The organism is Nostoc sp., from assembly GCF_036919615.1.
GTDB lineage: Bacteria > Cyanobacteriota > Cyanobacteriia > Cyanobacteriales > Nostocaceae > Nostoc.
In genome coordinates, this window is record NZ_JBALCN010000010.1 from 199,557 (window position 1) to 216,831 (window position 17,275).

Annotated in this window: 16 protein-coding genes; 6 read left to right on the plus strand and 10 right to left on the minus strand. The window is 41.8% G+C overall.

Annotation, left to right across the window (positions count from 1 at the left end):
• Positions 1-32 precede the first annotated feature (32 nt).
• The 4 genes from V7K48_RS05110 to coaD form a co-directional block, all read right to left on the minus strand.
• Positions 33-665: a hypothetical protein gene (locus V7K48_RS05110; protein ID WP_335070170.1), complete on the minus strand. Its 633-nt coding sequence runs from the start codon at positions 663-665 to the stop codon at positions 33-35.
• A 2-nt stretch (positions 666-667) separates the two neighbouring features.
• On the minus strand, positions 668-2,194 hold the full coding sequence (locus V7K48_RS05115; RefSeq protein ID WP_335070172.1) for an AAA family ATPase: 1,527 nt from the start codon (positions 2,192-2,194) through the stop codon (positions 668-670).
• A 293-nt stretch (positions 2,195-2,487) separates the two neighbouring features.
• A complete protein-coding gene (locus V7K48_RS05120) occupies positions 2,488-3,156 on the minus strand; it encodes a DivIVA domain-containing protein (protein ID WP_335070174.1) in 669 nt (222 codons plus the stop codon).
• The gene (coaD, locus tag V7K48_RS05125) at positions 3,066-3,617 is read right to left on the minus strand and encodes a pantetheine-phosphate adenylyltransferase (RefSeq protein ID WP_335070176.1); all 552 of its coding nucleotides are present in this window, start codon (positions 3,615-3,617) and stop codon (positions 3,066-3,068) included. Before coaD ends, V7K48_RS05120 begins: the two co-directional genes overlap by 91 nt.
• Positions 3,618-3,908: 291 nt before the next feature.
• Between coaD and lgt the strand changes: the two genes are divergently transcribed.
• The 5 genes from lgt (at position 3,909) to V7K48_RS05150 (ending at position 8,677) form a co-directional block, all read left to right on the plus strand.
• On the plus strand, positions 3,909-4,784 hold the full coding sequence (lgt, locus tag V7K48_RS05130) for a prolipoprotein diacylglyceryl transferase (RefSeq protein WP_335070178.1): 876 nt from the start codon (positions 3,909-3,911) through the stop codon (positions 4,782-4,784).
• A 212-nt stretch (positions 4,785-4,996) separates the two neighbouring features.
• Positions 4,997-5,788, plus strand: coding sequence for a precorrin-4 C(11)-methyltransferase (gene cobM / locus V7K48_RS05135; protein WP_335070269.1), 792 nt, complete (start codon positions 4,997-4,999; stop codon positions 5,786-5,788).
• Positions 5,789-6,010: 222 nt separating this feature from the next.
• Positions 6,011-6,364: a phenylpyruvate tautomerase MIF-related protein gene (locus V7K48_RS05140; RefSeq protein WP_298905176.1), complete on the plus strand. Its 354-nt coding sequence runs from the start codon at positions 6,011-6,013 to the stop codon at positions 6,362-6,364.
• Positions 6,365-6,443: 79 nt separating this feature from the next.
• Positions 6,444-7,538, plus strand: a complete 1,095-nt coding sequence (rlmN, locus tag V7K48_RS05145) for a 23S rRNA (adenine(2503)-C(2))-methyltransferase RlmN (RefSeq protein ID WP_335070180.1) — start codon at positions 6,444-6,446, stop codon at positions 7,536-7,538.
• A 665-nt stretch (positions 7,539-8,203) separates the two neighbouring features.
• The gene (locus V7K48_RS05150; RefSeq protein ID WP_335070182.1) at positions 8,204-8,677 is read left to right on the plus strand and encodes a hypothetical protein; all 474 of its coding nucleotides are present in this window, start codon (positions 8,204-8,206) and stop codon (positions 8,675-8,677) included.
• A gap of 77 nt (positions 8,678-8,754) precedes the next feature.
• On the opposite strand, the gene V7K48_RS05155 is transcribed toward V7K48_RS05150, so the two are convergent.
• Together V7K48_RS05155 and uvrC are read right to left on the minus strand one after the other, a co-directional pair.
• Entirely contained in the window at positions 8,755-8,934 is a 180-nt protein-coding gene (locus tag V7K48_RS05155) for a replication restart DNA helicase PriA (protein WP_335070184.1), read from the minus strand.
• Between the two features lie 705 nt (positions 8,935-9,639).
• Complete coding sequence (gene uvrC, locus V7K48_RS05160) at positions 9,640-11,517, minus strand: excinuclease ABC subunit UvrC (RefSeq protein WP_335070186.1); 1,878 nt, start codon at positions 11,515-11,517, stop codon at positions 9,640-9,642.
• A 1,002-nt stretch (positions 11,518-12,519) separates the two neighbouring features.
• Between uvrC and V7K48_RS05165 the strand changes: the two genes are divergently transcribed.
• Positions 12,520-12,699: a hypothetical protein gene (locus tag V7K48_RS05165; protein WP_335070188.1), complete on the plus strand. Its 180-nt coding sequence runs from the start codon at positions 12,520-12,522 to the stop codon at positions 12,697-12,699.
• A 21-nt stretch (positions 12,700-12,720) separates the two neighbouring features.
• Here V7K48_RS05165 and V7K48_RS05170 read toward each other — a convergent pair whose 3' ends face one another.
• The 4 genes from V7K48_RS05170 to V7K48_RS05185 form a co-directional block, all read right to left on the minus strand.
• Positions 12,721-13,143: a response regulator gene (locus tag V7K48_RS05170; RefSeq protein ID WP_335070190.1), complete on the minus strand. Its 423-nt coding sequence runs from the start codon at positions 13,141-13,143 to the stop codon at positions 12,721-12,723.
• Between the two features lie 556 nt (positions 13,144-13,699).
• On the minus strand, positions 13,700-14,737 hold the full coding sequence (locus tag V7K48_RS05175; RefSeq protein ID WP_335070192.1) for an NF038130 family PEP-CTERM protein: 1,038 nt from the start codon (positions 14,735-14,737) through the stop codon (positions 13,700-13,702).
• A gap of 617 nt (positions 14,738-15,354) precedes the next feature.
• Positions 15,355-16,587 carry an LL-diaminopimelate aminotransferase gene (locus V7K48_RS05180; RefSeq protein WP_335070194.1) on the minus strand — a complete coding sequence of 411 codons (1,233 nt, stop codon included), beginning with the start codon at positions 16,585-16,587 and terminating at the stop codon, positions 15,355-15,357.
• A gap of 111 nt (positions 16,588-16,698) precedes the next feature.
• Entirely contained in the window at positions 16,699-17,034 is a 336-nt protein-coding gene (locus tag V7K48_RS05185) for a thioredoxin family protein (protein ID WP_335070196.1), read from the minus strand.
• Positions 17,035-17,275: the final 241 nt, after the last annotated feature.

Genomic DNA, 17,275 nt, shown 5'->3' on the forward strand with positions numbered 1-17,275 from the left:
AAAATTTTGTATCTCTATTAGGAATACCAACCTCATGTTTTTATAACTTGTTGAATTTCAATTTCCAGTAATTGAAAGGCAGACAAAGCTCTTAATGGTGAAAAGTCATCAATTAGTTCAGCTAATCGGTGTACACGTTCGTTAACCGAGAATTGCTTTAGCCGCCGACCTGTCAACTCACTAGCTTCGCACAGAAGTCCATAGAGAATATCTTTTGGATTAGGCAGTTGTTCAAGTCTACGGATATCTGGCAGTTGTAATGGCTGACGCCCACGAGGATTCCCTGCCGCCTTCCGTAGTGCTGCTTCGTCAAATAACAGCCATGCCTCCTGCATACGTACCGGAATCACACAAACATGAGGTGGCACTATTACTGGTTTTTTAACTGCTTCTTCTAGCGCTTCTAAGATTTCCGTTATACGTTTTTCGCGTGGTTCTCTTTCTGCATCTCGGTGGATAAACAAGAGATCACAAGGATAGAGTTCTAAGCTGTTGATAATCCGTGGTAATAACTTTTTTGGTGGTTTGGGTAAGCGTCGCAAATCCGCCCAATTAGACTGGATAGCACAGTCAACCTGATGCGCCCGTAATAACCAAGTGAGGATAGGCATCAGTGCTTTATCTGAGCTGCCGTCTGACAGCAAAGTGTAGCAAAGTTCTTTCATGCCTATTCAAGATGAAAACCGGGAATTAGTGGTTGAAGGTCAGTTCTATCCACAACTCGACGTTTTTTAGGTTGTGTTGGTTTTGATTGCTGGAGATTTCCTACTTTTCCATTACTATCAGGCTCTGATTCACCAAGTACCACCGGATTCAAGTAAGCAAGTAATTTGTTTTTGGGTACAACATTCATGCCTTCTAGGTCTTTCTGTCGCCAAGTCTCAGGTAGACAAGCAAACGATACTCGCTTAAATCGCTTCCCTGAATCTACTGTTTCCTTTAATTCAGCAACCAATAGGCTATCGTCAGGTACTTGCATAACTACTGAAGGTGAGTGAGTGTTGATGATTACTTGACGAAGGGGGTTATCTATCCCAATAGGTTCATCAACATCAGTAGCAATGTCTTGAAGTAGTTGGAGTATTTTGGGAATACGCTCTGGATGAATACCGTTTTCCGGTTCTTCTAAACACAAAAGACCTTGTGCGTGAGGGTCTAATTCTAGAACTGCTAATGCCAAAAAGCGCAGGGTTCCATCTGATAGCGCCCTTGCTGGATGTGATGTACTGTCTTTGCCAGTAACTATTAGCGTCAAAATTTCGCGTCGTTCATCTCGGTCAATTCCTACTTCATCCACATCGTCAATCAGTTCTGCCAGGCGATTCGCAACTTGGCTGTAAACCTGTGCTTCCGCCTCATCATCTGAGAGTCCATTTATGGGATGATTTTTGTTGATCCGTGCCAACTGATAGAGTGTTGCAGCTAAGTGAGAACCATCCATGTCTAATTTTGTGGGCGATGTAAATTCGTCTGGCTGCCGTAGTGCTGAAGGTTCTAACTGAAGTAGCCGCCAGGATTGCATTTCTCTTCGCGCCAGCAGCACCGTTGGACTTTCCGCTGCATTAGCCACAGATAGCACGGTTCGGGGAAGATTCATGGCTAGCCGAGACAAGGGTTTTCCATTCCTCCCGTCTTGATGTAGCTTAATTACTGTCTTTCCTTTGTCGTCTCCGGTTGAAATGAATGGTGAAGTTCGTCGCCCCTTAACTGCTGATTTACGCCACTCCACACTGTGAGGAAACAATAAGTTTTTCTTGGCATCACCAAGATTGATGTGAACTAACTCCTCTTTAATGATTTCTAGGGAACCTAAAGACCGCAAGCCATCATCTGATCTGTAAGCGAGGATGATAGAGTAGCGAAGAAAAGTAATACTAGCTTCCGCCTTTTGCCCTAGATCGTCTACACCCTCTTCTGGTACAATCATCTCGGCATCAAAGGACATTTCATCTGTATACTCATCACCAACGCGGTGAAACAGACTACGTACATCAGCTGTTCGACCTCCTTCATCTCGCACAGATAAGGCAGCTTCAATTAGTTGAATATCCGCGATCGCACTTAAAAATCTAATAGCATCAAATAAGTTAGATTTCCCCACCCCATTAGCCCCAGCTACACAGGTAAATGGCCCGAAGCGGACATCAACATCAACGAGGTTCTTAAAACCAGAAACTTTCAACCTAGTTAGCATAATATTCCTCTGTTGGCAGAAAACATTGCAAATTTGCCAAGCAGACGTGGCTCACAAACAGAGTAGACCTTCTGCTTCTAGTTTGACTGTACAACCTGAGAAATTTTGGGTCTGGTTGGATAAAACCTAGTTATATCCTGATACTTGCGACTAGCTCAATCAGCTGTCACGCCTCTAATAAAGCATCTTTTGTGCAAACGGGGTGTGTACATTGCATCTGTATGAGAATAAATGTATCAAACCATCTTTCTACAACTCCGTCAGCCCAAACTGGTAAATGCTGGGACTACAGTTTATTTTTTCTTGCCAGGAGGTGAATTACGCTGGGTGAGGTTATCAATTTGCAATTGTTGCCGTCCGTTGGTGATAACTCGTAACATCTGCTTGAGATCCTGCTCAATATTTTCCAGGACGCCATCGGCATATGCATCAGCACCATCTTCAATTTCTTGAGCCTGAGCGATCGCAGTTTGTCGTATTTGCTCTAACTCTTGCTGACAAGCATACCGCTTGCGGTCAATCTCGGCGAGGGTTTCTTTCATTATCGCCTCACACTCTTGTTGCACTTGTTGCCGCAGTTGTTCAGCTTCTTGTTCTGCCTGTTGAATAATATCGCTTTCTGCTAAAATTTGCGCTCTTTTTGCTTGCGCAGCCTCAACAATTTGCTGCCCATACTCTTCCGCTTCCAGCAGAATTGCTTCCTTTTGTTCCAGAATCACTGCTGCTTCTTGAAAAAGTGATGGTAAAGCAAGCCGGATGTAATCAAGCTGATCCAGCAGCTTTTCTTCATCTATGAGTGTGCGTCCCGTCAGCGGAATCCTGAGACTAGAGAGAACCATTTCCTCTAGGCGGTTGAGTTCCTGCTGAATATCTACGCTTCCCTCTCCACCGAGATACTCTTGAGGGGGGGGATTGCTTCCGTTGAGATTGGGGTCAACATTGGAGAGTTGTGATTGTAGCATTGGTATATATCTAGGGCAATGTGTGGGGGAACGAGATGATCGATAGAGCCACCAAACCTTGCAATCTCTTTTACCACACTACTACTTAAAAAACTATACTCATTTGAGGTTGCGAGAAAAACTGTTTCTATTTGGGTAGAAAGAGTTTTATTGGTGTGAGCCATTTGCAGTTCCACTTCAAAATCTGACACAGCCCGTAAACCCCGCAACAAAACTTGTGCTTGTCGCATTTGGGCATAGTTGACTGTAAGACCATCAAAGCTGTCTACTTCTACATTAGGTAGATGTTGTGTAGAATGACGGATCTGATCTAACCGTTGCTCCACACTAAAAAGTGGCATTTTATTGGGGTTCCGCAGTACAGCAACGATCACCCGCTCAAACAGCCGACTACCGCGCCCAATGAGGTCAAGGTGTCCCAAGGTGATGGGGTCGAAGCTACCAGGATAAATTGCAATCACAATTTTAGATATATCAAAGTTATTTAGGTGATTATATCGAAACCGTTTTGTGTAACTTATTCAAATTTACCATCTTGCGCTCTGAGTAAGGATATTAAACTCAATTGTTTTAGTGGCATAAGTTATGCTCAACTAGGCGTTAGGAATTAGACTCCTAAATATGGATACTGGATTTTTACTTACGTCCCTACAATGTTGTGGAGATTCAAGTGTAGTTCCAGTATTCCAGACATAATAAACTCCGTACTTAACAAAGTGCGGGGGTAGTTAACGAATTCTAGGTAATTTTTCATGGCACTGGATTTTTCCATCTTGCCCTTGGCGTTTCAATTTACTTCTCCAGGACCGATTCTGGTGAAATTAGGGCCATTAGCTATCCGCTGGTATGGCTTATTGATTGCCACAGCAGTGTTAATTGGCGTCATCCTTTCCCAGGATTTGGCAAAGCGCCGTAATATTAATCCGGAGCTGCTAGGCGATTTGTTTTTTTGGTTGTTGATTGGGGCAATTCCTGGCGCACGGCTATATTACGTTTTCTTTGAGTGGTCAAAATATGCCCCAACTCCAGGAAAAATCTTTGCGATCTGGGAAGGAGGTATTGCCATTCACGGAGCGATTCTTGGTGGCGTTTTGGCTGCGTTAATCTTTGCCAAAATCAAGCAGGTTTCTTTCTGGCAACTGGCAGATTTAGTAGCGCCTTCGCTGATTTTAGGGCAGGCGATCGGACGTTGGGGCAATTTCTTTAATTCTGAGGCTTTTGGCGATCCTACTGATTTACCTTGGAAGCTGTATATTCCACCAGACCATCGTCCTCTAGAGTATGCTAGTTTCGATTACTTTCATCCCACCTTCCTGTACGAATCTCTGTGGGATTTAATGGTGTTTGCGCTATTAATAACCTTATTTTTCCGGTCTTTATCCGGTAAGCCACGCCTGAAAGTAGGCACGCTGTTTCTAGTTTACTGGCCAGCCTATAGCTTAGGACGCTTGTGGATCGAAGGTTTTCGCACTGATAGCTTAATGCTGGGGCCGTTAAAAATGGCACAAGTTGTCAGTAGTCTAGGAATTTTATTGGGATTAGTTGGATTAGCTTGGCTTTACTTACTCAAACGCCCTTTACCCGATGTAGTTCCTATTTCTAAGGGAAATGGGGAGAGTGGAAGATGAGGAAGCAGGGGAGAAAGAATAACTAATGCCTAATACTCAATGCCTAAAAAATAAAAAATGCCCCAGAGTATTCTCTAGGGCTTAACCAGGGTGCATCTACCATTACTCTCTACTAGGCAAAGAGGGTGAATCCGGAAAGATACTGAGAAAATAACAAAAAAGTTTTTTGAGGGATTGCCGTGTGTTCTTTTAAAAGTGAATATACAGAAAACCTGAGCTATAAAAAAACACTATATGCCATAGAACCATCTGTGTACATTGTCGGAGCAGGCCCTGGAGATCCGGATTTATTAACGGTGAAGGCGCAAAGACTGCTAGCTGTTGCTGATGTGATTTTATTTGCTGATTCTTTAGTACCTGAAGAGATTTTAGAACTTTGCCGAAAAGATGCGGAGATAATTAGGACTGCGAATCAGACTTTAGAAGAGATTTTGCCGATTATGATCGATCGGGTGCGATCGCAGCGCAAATCTCTAGTCCGTCTCCATTCTGGCGATCCTAGTCTCTACAGCGCCATCCACGAGCAAATGCACCTCCTAAGAGAGGCAGATATTCCTTTTGAAGTTATACCAGGTATCAGCGCCTTTCAAGCCGCTGCTGCCAAACTCAAAGTAGAACTGACTGTCCCTGGTTTAGTCCAAACCATCATTTTGACCCGCATCAGTGGACGTACTGAAGTCCCCGCCACCGAAGAATTAGCCTCTCTGGCGGCACATCAGGCTAGCCTCTGCTTATATCTCAGTGCGCGTCACGTCGAAAATGCTCAAGCTAAACTACTCGAACATTACCCAGCCGAAACCCCGATTGCAATTTGCTTTCGCATCGGCTGGCCCGATGAAAAAATCAGGGTTGTCCCTCTTAATGAAATGGCAGAATGTACTGATCAAGAAAAACTAATTCGCACTACACTTTATATAATCAGCCCAGCCCTCTCGACAGCAACAGGGCGATCGCGTTTATACCATCCCGAACATAGTCATCTATTTCGCTCGTCTCATCACTAAATGCTAGGGCATTGGGCATGGAGAAGAGACAAGGGAGAGGGGGGAGACAAGGGAGATACTTATTCAATAATTCCCCCTTGTCCCCCTTGTCCCCCACTTCCCCTCTCCTCCCCTGCTCCCTCTGCTTTCCCACTCCCCATCTCCCTAATCTTTATACTCTGTACTTCTGCGTTTCGATAAACTTAACAATGTGAATAAAATCCCAAATCCCAATTCGGTACTATGCCATTAATTAAAGTGCAAACTTCTGCATCTGCTCCTCAAAAAGCTGAAATTGAATCAATGCTTTTAAACCTATCAGCCAAGTTAGCGAAACATTTGGGAAAACCAGAATCCTATGTAATGACTGCTTTTGAACCGGGAATCCCCATGACCTTTGCAGGGAATACAGACCCGGTTTGCTACATTGAAATTAAGAGTGTTGGCACGATGAAGCCAGACCAAACCGCAGCAATGAGTCAAGACTTTTGCCAGCAGATTAACCAAACTCTAAATGTGCCTAAAAATCGCATTTACATCGAGTTTGCAGACGCCAAGGGGGCAATGTGGGGCTGGAACGGCACAACCTTTGGTTAATTCCCCGTCTTCTTTGATCAAGATTAACTTGATCTGGCAGGTGTAGGATAGAGATCCTACATCAATTCGTGATTTTTTTATGTCTGCTACGCCTCTTGTATCTCAGGTTGACTTACACAACCCAGAAAAATCAGAATTAATCCCTCCCCTTCTAGGTGCTTCTCTGGCAGAGTTAAGCACTTGGGTGCAGCAGCAGGGACAACCTGCTTACAGAGGAAAGCAACTCCATGAATGGATCTATGACAAAGGGGTGCGATCGCTATCTGATATTTCTGTCTTCTCCAAGCAATGGCGCAAAGAAGTCGCAGAAATCCCGATTGGGCGCTCAATTTTACATTACCGCTCTGTAGCACCCGATGGCACAGTCAAATATCTTTTGCGATTAGCAGACGATCAAATTATTGAAACTGTTGGCATCCCCACCTTCGCAGAAAGGGGAGAAGGTCCAAAAGCCCGTCTGACAGTTTGCGTCTCTACTCAGGTGGGTTGCCCAATGGCGTGTGATTTTTGCGCTACTGGTAAGGGAGGCTACAAGCGTAACCTAGCACGCCACGAAATTATCGATCAGGTGTTGACTGTGCAAGAAGATTTTCAGCAACGGGTTAGCAATGTCGTGTTTATGGGATTAGGTGAACCGTTGTTGAATACTGAAAATGTCTTAGCAGCCCTGAAATCCCTGAATCAAGATGTTGGTATCGGACAGCGATCGCTTACAGTTTCTACTGTTGGTATTCGCGATCGCATCCGTCAGTTCGCGCAAAACAATTTGCAAATTACTCTGGCTGTGAGTCTCCACGCACCTAACCAAGCACTGCGAGAAAAACTCATCCCCAGCGCCCGCGCCTATCCTCTAGAAGATTTGCTGGCTGAATGTCGAGAATATGTAGAAATCACTGGACGCCGCGTTACCTTTGAATATGTTCTCCTTGCTGGTGTCAACGATTTACCAGAACATGCATTACAACTGGCGAAATGTATGCGAGGATTTCAAAGTCATGTAAATTTGATTCCCTATAACCCTATTCAAGAAGTAGACTACAAACGCCCCAACCGCGATCGTATTCAAGCATTTGTCAACGTCCTTAAGCAGCAAAATATTGCTGTTACCGTCCGTTATTCCCGTGGTTTAGAAGCTGATGCTGCTTGTGGACAACTCAGAGCAAGTAAGAATTAAACCTCTTGCAGTCAATTTTATGAATTAGGACTTAGGCACACTCTACGAATTCTCGGCGCTCTTAGCATCTTGGCGGTTCGATAAATTAAGCTTTTTGGCAATTTTTGTGTAAGTCCTAATGAATGAATTAGGACTAGTACAGCGCGGCAGAAATAAACAACCCATTTCAAATCAACGAAACGTTTACGCTGTATTTCTTTTGACTTTTGACTTTTGACTTTTGACTTCCGCCTTGCGGTACTAGTCCTGAACCTGAGAAATTATCTCTATTTATCTATGGTGTAAAACCGCCTGAAATCCTTTTTTTAACTTACTTGCCGTAGGTAAGTGGATTACGGAAATCCGGCAAACCATGTCAAAAATTTAAATGTATAATTTAATTAAGATGAATATCTAAAAAAGGATATTTTTATGCAAAATCAAGATAATGCACTGGATATAACCTTGATTTAGGAAGCTATTCTCAATGCACTGATATTTAGAGAACGTTATGGACTGGAGACGCCGAAGGAATCGCGCAAGCCCATAACGGTGAATAAAACATTAGCTTTAGTTAGCTATTTCAAGCCCCTGCATTTATGTATAGGGTAATTATGAATTATTTTGCCATTTTAAGGGTTTAGCGATCGCTCAACCCAACCTATAACAATTGAGGAAATAACTGTATGTTGAATCGCTTATTAACGGTTAAAGCATGGCTACTATTGATTGTGCTTGCAAAAGCTTTATCGATGAATTCTCCTGCATCTGCACAAATAATTCAGACGAATCCTCAACAAACCGAGTCCTTTCAAGAAAGAATGAGACAACAACAAGAGCAGCAAAATCAGCAAACACAACAGCAATTTAAGGAAACATGGCTACGGCAAAACCTTCAAGATCCACGACTACAGCAACAACAACAGATAGTACAACAGCAAGACTTTACAAGACAACAGCAACAACTGATCCGCCAGCAACAATTAAGACTACAACATGAAGAAACAAGACTACAACAGCAAGAATTTACACAACAGCAACAACTGAGAATACAACAGCAACAACTCAGACAAAATCAACAAATTAGAGAACAGCAAGGATTCAGATTACAACAACAGAGACTACAGCAACAATTCAGACAACAGAAGAACAATCTGTAAAGTCTTCAAAATTTCTGATAAATAACCTTATTATTAAAAATTAAAGATAACATTCTCCAATTTTTAATTTTTATGATCTAGCGGTGTGCGTAAATGCCAGGAGCATAAGCCTCAATGACTTTGCCAGTGCGAGTGCAACTAATCATTAAATAGTCACAACTTGGGCATTGTGTCCGAGTTAATTGACTATCAGAAATATAATAGCGCTCCGCGTGACTGCCACAATTTGGGCAGTAAATCTTTTGTACTTTCTGCATTTTAAAACCCCTGGTTGTAATTATTTTTTATTTGGTAAAGCTAGAAGTTAAACCTACAAAAATTATGGTTCGAGCCAACTCAACAAACTGCTGTAATATTGGTTGATTATTTTAAACAAAATTTCCGGTTAGAAAACTTTTCGATATCTTGATCTATTATCCTCTAATCTAGGTGATCTTACCCTCCTACTTTAGATACATAAATTATTTTTTAATTAAATGCTGCTTAGAGATTTACTGATCCCTATAATTAATGCCTTGAGAGAACCTTATTTATAGTCATTTCAGACAAATACAAAAAAAGCGGTTCTTGTATTCAAAAATAAAAACTTAGAAAATACTGTATCTTTAGTTACAAAATCATTGTTTTAAGATTTGGTTAATATTTGCCAACAAGATTTATAAGATTAAATTCTTTTACCAGAATTTAATCCAAAGTAGCGAACTTCTAAAGCGACAGCTTTTTTCGCTCGGCTCAGAACTTCAAGAGCCGCTGGAAATTCTCTTGGGGTATAATTTCTGCACTACTGCTAAAGGAAGTTATAAGTGCAACCTACCAAGGGATGAAATTGTCGATCAGGTCTTGACTTGATTGTGCAAGAAGATTTTTAGCAACGGGTTAGCAATTGCTATTTCAAGGATAATCATAGAGCCAATGACTTGATTACTGGAGTCAATCCAAAATCCAAAATTGCTTGACCCATATCAAGATGGATGAAAATAATCGTAAATTTCTTGAGCCAAACGCGGCCCAATTCCTGCTACTTCAGCTAGTTGTGTAGTTGTTGCTTGCCGAATATAATCGACTGAGCGAAAATGTCCTAGTAGCTGCTTTTGTCGATGATGTCCTAAGCCAGGAATTTCATCTAAACGCGATCGCTTCAATTTATCACTGCGTTGCTGACGATGGAAACTCACTGCAAATCGATGCGCTTCATCCCGCAACCGCCGCAATAACTGTACCCCCGGTTGTTCTGCATCAGTTATCAAGGGTTTAGATTCTCCCGGTAAAAAAATCTCTTCTCGCTGCTTTGCTAAACTCACAACTCGCAAGTCTTCTAATAAATTCATCTCTTGCAAGACGGCGACAACCGATGATAACTGACCTTTACCACCATCGATCATGATTAAATCAGGCCAGTCGGGATTACCCAAACGTGACAACTGTGGATCGTCGCCATACTTACGGAACCGCCGTTGAATAACTTCAGCAAGACTGGCAAAATCATCTGAATGTCCTGCTGTCACCGTGGGATTTTTAATTTTGTAGTGGCGATAGTGCTGTTTGGCAGGTAATCCGTCGATAAACACAACTTGCGAAGCTACAGCATTTGACCCTTGAATATGGGAAATGTCATAACCTTCGATCCGGTGGGGTACATCTGGTAAATCAAGAATGGCTGCTAAATCTTGCATTGCTTGGTGATTGCGATCGCCAAATTTCTGCATTCTTTGCAATTCATACTGGGCATTTCGCTCTACCATCTCAATTAATTCTGCCTTAGTTTGCCGCAAAGGAGTCAAAATCGTCACTTTTTTCCCCTTGCGTTGAGTTAAGACATCCGCCAATATCTCGCTATCTGGTAACTCATGCTGCACCAAAATCTCTATAGGTATTTCCACTGAGTCAGCAGTTTGGTAATGTTCTTCTAAAGCTCTTTGTAAAATAGCGCCCGGTTCTGCGTGAGCATCTGCCACAAAAGCCAAACGTCCTACCAATTGCCCAGCCCGAATCTGGAATAATTGAATGCAGGCGTGCTGTTCGTCGGCTGCCAGTGCGATCGCATCCCGCGAAACTGTATCATCTGGTAAAGAAACTTTTTGGTCGGCTGTCAGCGACTTTAACCCAGAAATTTGATCGCGAATCCGCGCCGCTGACTCAAAATTCAAGTTTTCAGCGGCTGCGTTCATCTGTTGGGTCAAAATATCAATCAGTTCCTGAGTTCGACCTTGAAAGACCATCGCCACCTTTTGGACAATTTTGCGATATTCTTCTGGTGGCATCATCTGTTGACATACACCCGGACAACGCCCTAAATCATAATTTAAGCAAGGACGGTCTTTGAAAAGTGGTTGAGGTCGTTGTCGCTGTGGGAAGATGCGCTTGCACAGGCGGACAATTTCTCGCAATAAACCAGCATCCGTATAAGGCCCATAAAATTTATCCTTTTCTTTGCCAAATTGGCGTTTACGGGTGATAAAAATTCGAGGATAATCTTCTGACCAAGTAATGCAGAGATAGGGATATTTTTTATCATCTTTGAGCAGCACGTTGAAGTATGGCTGGTGCTGCTTGATCAAATTGGCTTCTAGAGCTAGCGCTTCGGCTTCAGTATCAGTGACGATGAATTCAATTTCTGTCACCAACTTGACCATCGTGGCGATGCGTTCACTCTTGTTATAGCCATCCCGGAAATAGGAACGGACACGCGATCGCAACTTACGTGATTTACCTATATATATAATGCGATCGCTCCTGTCCCGCATGAAATAAACCCCCGGTTCCGGTGGAATTTCGGCTAGACGGTTTTCCAGTCGTTCTGGTTCTTTAAGCAGTGGTAATATTTGAGTAGATATTGTCACAACCAAATTTAGCTAATCTTTCTCTATTTTAAGAAAAATTATTTTTTCGTGCCGATTTAACAGAGTATTTATCAAGTAAATGTAAAGTAGCTTTCATTAACTGCCTACACCAGAACACATGAAAGAGGAACTGGAACTAGGAATCACAGGCAAAGAATAATAACTCCTAACTCAACATGGGCTAAACGCCCCGCTACCGCTAACAGCACTCAGCACTCAGCACTCAGCACTCAGCACTCAGTACTCAGCACTTTCAAGTCAGGTAGGCTTTTAGTCCGCACAGAGAAAAGTCTGAGAGTCGGTTTGCGATTTAGACGCTTGCTAGAAAACTTGCTGCAAGCATCAGTACTTTGGAGCAGACGAGAGTTTGTCTAGGCGCGACCTTAGAGGATGTTTGAAAAGTATTGGACAAATAGAATTCGCTACTATACAAATGTACTCCTTCTCTACGTTCGCGCAGCGTGTCGCAGACAGACGCTGCGCGAACGGAGAAGCAAGCTACGCATAGCGTCCCGTAGGGAAGTCCGCCTATGCGGACTAATGGAAAATTAAGGGCTTTAACCCATGTCCCTTGCGCGTTCTGTAGGGAAGGTGGGTAAAGTCTCGTGTAGCCGCGACTTCTAGTCGCCAGGGCTAGCAATAAATTAGACTTTTCAAACAACCTCTTAGTCATCGGCTGTTACTATCAGAATAAAAACTTTGCTTTTTGAATACTATAATTAAGATTTTTAAACCGATAATACTTTATTTTTCTAAACTTTATATTTCACCTAAAAATATTTTATTACTTGATGTTGATAAGTTTATATTTGATTTTTTTATCCTAAACAATCTATTTATATATTGCTTGTATAAATGTCAGATATATAATTGATTAATCAACAAAATTTTGGCTTTTTATTAATTTTATAAGATTAAGCGAATTAACGGATTTAGTAATTTAAATTTACGATTATGATTGAGAATATAGCTACTATAATGATTTTAGACAAGAGCTAAATTATGAATTCACAAGACTTTGAAGTTCAGTACCGTGAGGCTATGGCTGAAACTCTCAATGAACTGCAAACAGCAGTTTTGTTGTTAGCACAAGTCCAACATAAAATTTCACAAATTGGCAGTTCTGTACAAAATATTAGTGAGCGCGTGGAAGAGTTCATTGCTAACCAAAAAGCAGAATAAATGCACGCCTAGCAGAAAAGTTTATCTGTGACAAAAAGTAAAATCTTCTTCAATTGTGAGGATGAGATCCTTGAGTTTCAAAGGTTTGACAAAATAGTGACGTGCGCCCAAACTTAGAGCTCGTTCTTGATCTGCTTTAAAAGCAAAGGCTGAAACCACAATGATCGGTATTTTTGACAAATCAGGTTTTTGCTGGACTTGTTTTAAGAGCGAATAACCGTCAATATCTGGCAATTTCAAGTCTAATAACATTAAATCTGGCTCGAATTTCTCTATAGTTGAGAAAAAAGCAGAACCTTCTGATAAGCTTTCGACATCGTACCCACAGTAAGTTAGATAGTCACTCAATAATATCCTATTGAGATAATGGTCTTCAACTAGCAAAATTCGTCTAACCTTGTGTGACCGCAATGGCTGATCTATATTGAGTAATTGTGCTGTCATTGCTACCTGTTATCTGATTATCTTAAGTAAAAGCCAACACTTATTACCGTAAACTAAAACGGTAGTGCATTTAAATGGTGAAATGAATAGAAACTTGACTTATCTAATCAAAGATATTAATAAATTAACTTTACTGGACTACGAGACTTAATTAATATTATAATTTATGATATTTTTAATTAAAAGAAAATGTTATTTTTACGAAATTTTTATATTTAATAGTATTAAAAAAACTGCTACCTTTAAAAATTGAATTGTCTTAGTTTTCCGAGTAAAACTACTTAAGTAATACTGGAATTAACTGTAAGGTAATTGCCTTTACTAAAACAGGTTTCATCTGGAGGTGAGGATAAGTAATACCATTCCACGAAATCCTGTTATAAATACGTTGCTAGGGGCATACAGATGTAGACCCTTACAACCGATTCATTTGTTGCAAATATTTTTATAAATAGTATAACCTAGAAGATTAAATCATCTTATAGTTTGAAGGAAGTATTTATAAAAAAAGGGAGCTAACGGCTCCCTGACTTCTTTGTAGTTTTGAATTGCAATCTTAAATAGGTGCTGTTTTTAATTTGCGTTGCGTAGCAAACACACTAGCAACACCAAGCAGACCTAATATTATTGATGGTTCTGGCACATGCTTTGGAGGAGTGATGTATCCAGGTGTGTGCCAAGTGTAATACGCACTGTAGGATATGCCGTCATCAGAGGCTGTAATTCCAGATGCAGTGGGGTTAAAGCTGTAAGCGTAGGAAGTTTTACCATCAGTAACTACCTTGGCAATTTCACTAGCTCCGATTTCACCTTGGTAGGTGTTTAATGCAGCTTGGAAGTTGAGGAGGTCTTTGAATGATGACAGTTGAGCTATTTGAGTTGCCAGCGTTGCCTTCTTAGAAGCAGGGGTTAGAGGCGAGTTCAGCGTTAGTTGAAGTGTTGAAATCTTAGTTTGAACTTCTAAAGCGCTTGGTAGGCTTGTTTTTACTGTAAATAGTGAATTTACTCCTCCAGTCCACGCTTCGTTAAGCTTAGTAGAAAGTGTATCTGAGAGTTTGGTCTTTACATCTAAGTGACCAACCAAACTCAGTTCCACACCGCCATTTTGACCGAACTGGAAGCTACCAATGTTAGGGTCTCCCATCCCCAATGAAGGAAAATAACCCGCTACTAATGATTGTGTACTGGCTGAAAAACCACTCCACACTGACTTGAATGGCTGATAAGTACTTAACAAATCACCCAGCCATTGCGAACCAAAACTATTCCAGTCATTAGCAGTAACACTGCTAACGGTAGCACTGTAGTTTCCTTCTGTGGCGGTAAAACCAACGTTAGAAGTGGGGTTTTCGGTACTATACCAAAGCTCAACGTTAGAGCTGGAGTTGTTATCTGTCAAAGCTTTGATGGCAGCGTTAGTACCACCTTGTGCATTCCCTTTAATGAAGGTACCATTTGAGCCACCAGTGTAAGTGTTAATTTCTCCTGTATTATTGAAACTAAAAGATGTAGCGTGTGCTGGAGCAGTAGCAAGAGCGCTCACACCAATAGCCATTGAGGCACCAATTACAAATTTCTGAAAAGTTATCTTCATTTTTTTCAAGTCTCTGTCAGTTTGAAAGTTAAGTTTTAAACTACTGCCGTTTTTAGGCTTGGGCTGTCTTGACTACAGGCTTTTTGACAATACGGCTGCTCGAAAGCACGATCTATATTGTTAGCCAGCCATCTTTGGTAGCTGAGCGTACAAACCCAGTTTAAGAAACGGGCAGACCTAATTGGGTAAAGTTCCTGCTGATTATCAATAAAAAGATGACTAATGTTTCGATATTTTTATACGTTTAATTACATATTTTTATTAAAATCTATAGGTATAAAAATCACATAATACTATTTTTAAATTCGGTATAATACGGTGATTAGTAGGAATGCACAGTTGTCATAGGTGTCAACTTAAGCCCAAACCCCTTTAATACCTCGTTTCCAGGCTCTGGCTGGAAATGCTCCTCATTGGGCTGCTGCCGAAGTCAACAGGCGGCATCCCCCATTAGGCATTCCTGCTCAGAGACTTCTTTTCGAGACAATCTCTAAAAGCTTCTTTTAGACTGGCTTTCATTTTAAGTTGACACAAATGCACATTTGTGCATCCATACCGCATGTTCCATCCGTAGACCTTGCTGCCAAAAATCCTTGGCGTTCAACTTGAGAAGAAATTCAATGAAGGAAGTGGGCAATTCTTTCCACAGCAGTTTCTAACAAAGGTGGCTCATGCACCAAGGCAAAACGGACATACCCTTCTCCAGATTTGCCAAAGCCAGAACCTGGGGAAGCGGCTACACCAGTTTGTTTGACTAGCTGGGTACAAAATTCGATGGAGTTTTGACTCCAAGCTGAGGGCAACTTTGCCCAGATGTACATTGTGGCTTTGGGAGTAGGAACATTCCAGCCAATGCGGTGTAAAGCAGTAATAAAAGCATCACGGCGCTGCTGGAAAGTAGCGATAGCAGATTTTACCCCAACTTGAGGGCCAGTTAGGGCAGCGATCGCACCATTCAAAATCCCCCGATACTGATTAAAATCAACCGCAGCTTTTATCTGGCGTAAGGCGTTAATTAACTGGGCATTACCGATGGCATAGCCAATGCGGAAGCCGCCCATATTGTAGGACTTGGAAAGGGTGAAAAATTCAATCGAGACGCTTTTGTCTGGATCAGCTTGCAAAATTGAAGGGACTAGGGATTTTGGATTTTGGATTTTGGATTTTGGATTGGGAGAAGAATCTGCCCAGTCACCAGTTTCCTCAAATACCAAATCTACGTAGGGGAAATCATGAACCAGGGCGAGATTGTATTGCTGACAAAAGGCGACAGCTTCTTGGAAGAATGATATTGGAGCGATCGCAGCTGTGGGATTGTGAGGATAACTTAATACCATCATCCGCGACTGGGCCAAGACTGGGGCAGGAATATCAGCAAACACTGGTAAAAAACCGTTTTCTGCCCGTAGTGGCATCGGGTAAATTTGACCACTGGCTAGATAAACTCCTCCAGCATGGGAGGGGTAACCTGGATCAAGCAACAGAGCAAAATCTCCCGGATTGAGCAATGCTAGGGGTAAATGGGCTGTGCCTTCTTGAGAACCAATCAGAGGTAGTACCTCAGTTTGGGGATCAACTTTGATGCCAAATTTTTGTTCGTACCAGTTGGCTGCGGCTTCACGAAACCCAAAGGTACCGTTAAACAACAGATAGCCGTGAGTACTGCGATCGTGGAGAGACTGGGCGATCGCCTCAATGACATGTGCCTCAGCTGGTAAATCCGAAGACCCCAAGGACAAATCAATTACTTGTTGTCCAGCTGCCAAAGCAACTGCCTTGGCTCTGTCCATATCAGCAAATACATTAGATTGCAGAGGTTGTAAACGCTTTGCAAATTGCATGTTAGTCATTTGTCCTTTGTACCCGTCTCTTGCGCGTTTCCCTTAGGAGAAGTTCTGATGGTTGGAAGCCTCGGCTCAGACTTCTCTGTTTGTCTTTAGTAATTAGTCATTAGCAAATGACTAATTACTATTTAAGTGCGTATCTAAGAGTTCGAGTAATTTATCTTTGCCGATGACTCCCTCAGTGGATATCAAAACTTCGTTGCCTTGAAATAATCTGAGGGCGGGTACACCTTCCACTTGGTACTGCTTAACAGTGAGTGGGTTGGGGTCAATTTCCATTTTAACGACTTTGAGGCGATCGCTATATTTGGTAGCAGCTGAGTTAATCAGGGGCGACATCAATTGACAAGGCCCACACCAGGAAGCCCAAAAGTAAACTAATACAGGCTGCTCGGCTTTTAACACTTCGGTTTCAAACTCAGCATCAGTTATGGTGATTACAGCCTTACTCATTGCAGTCTCCATCAGGTGGCGATCAAAGTTGGCACATATAATACTTTATCCCAAAGTTGTCAATAGTCCATAATCAATAATTCATAATTATTAGGACTCTTAACTACGAATTTTAGATTTTAGATTTTAGATTTTTTGGTTCATGCCCTGCCCCAGACTTCTTCCCACAAGGCTTTTGTGGACGGAACAAATCCAAAATCCTCAATTTCAAATCCGACGCTCGTGACGTTCTTGCTAGCTT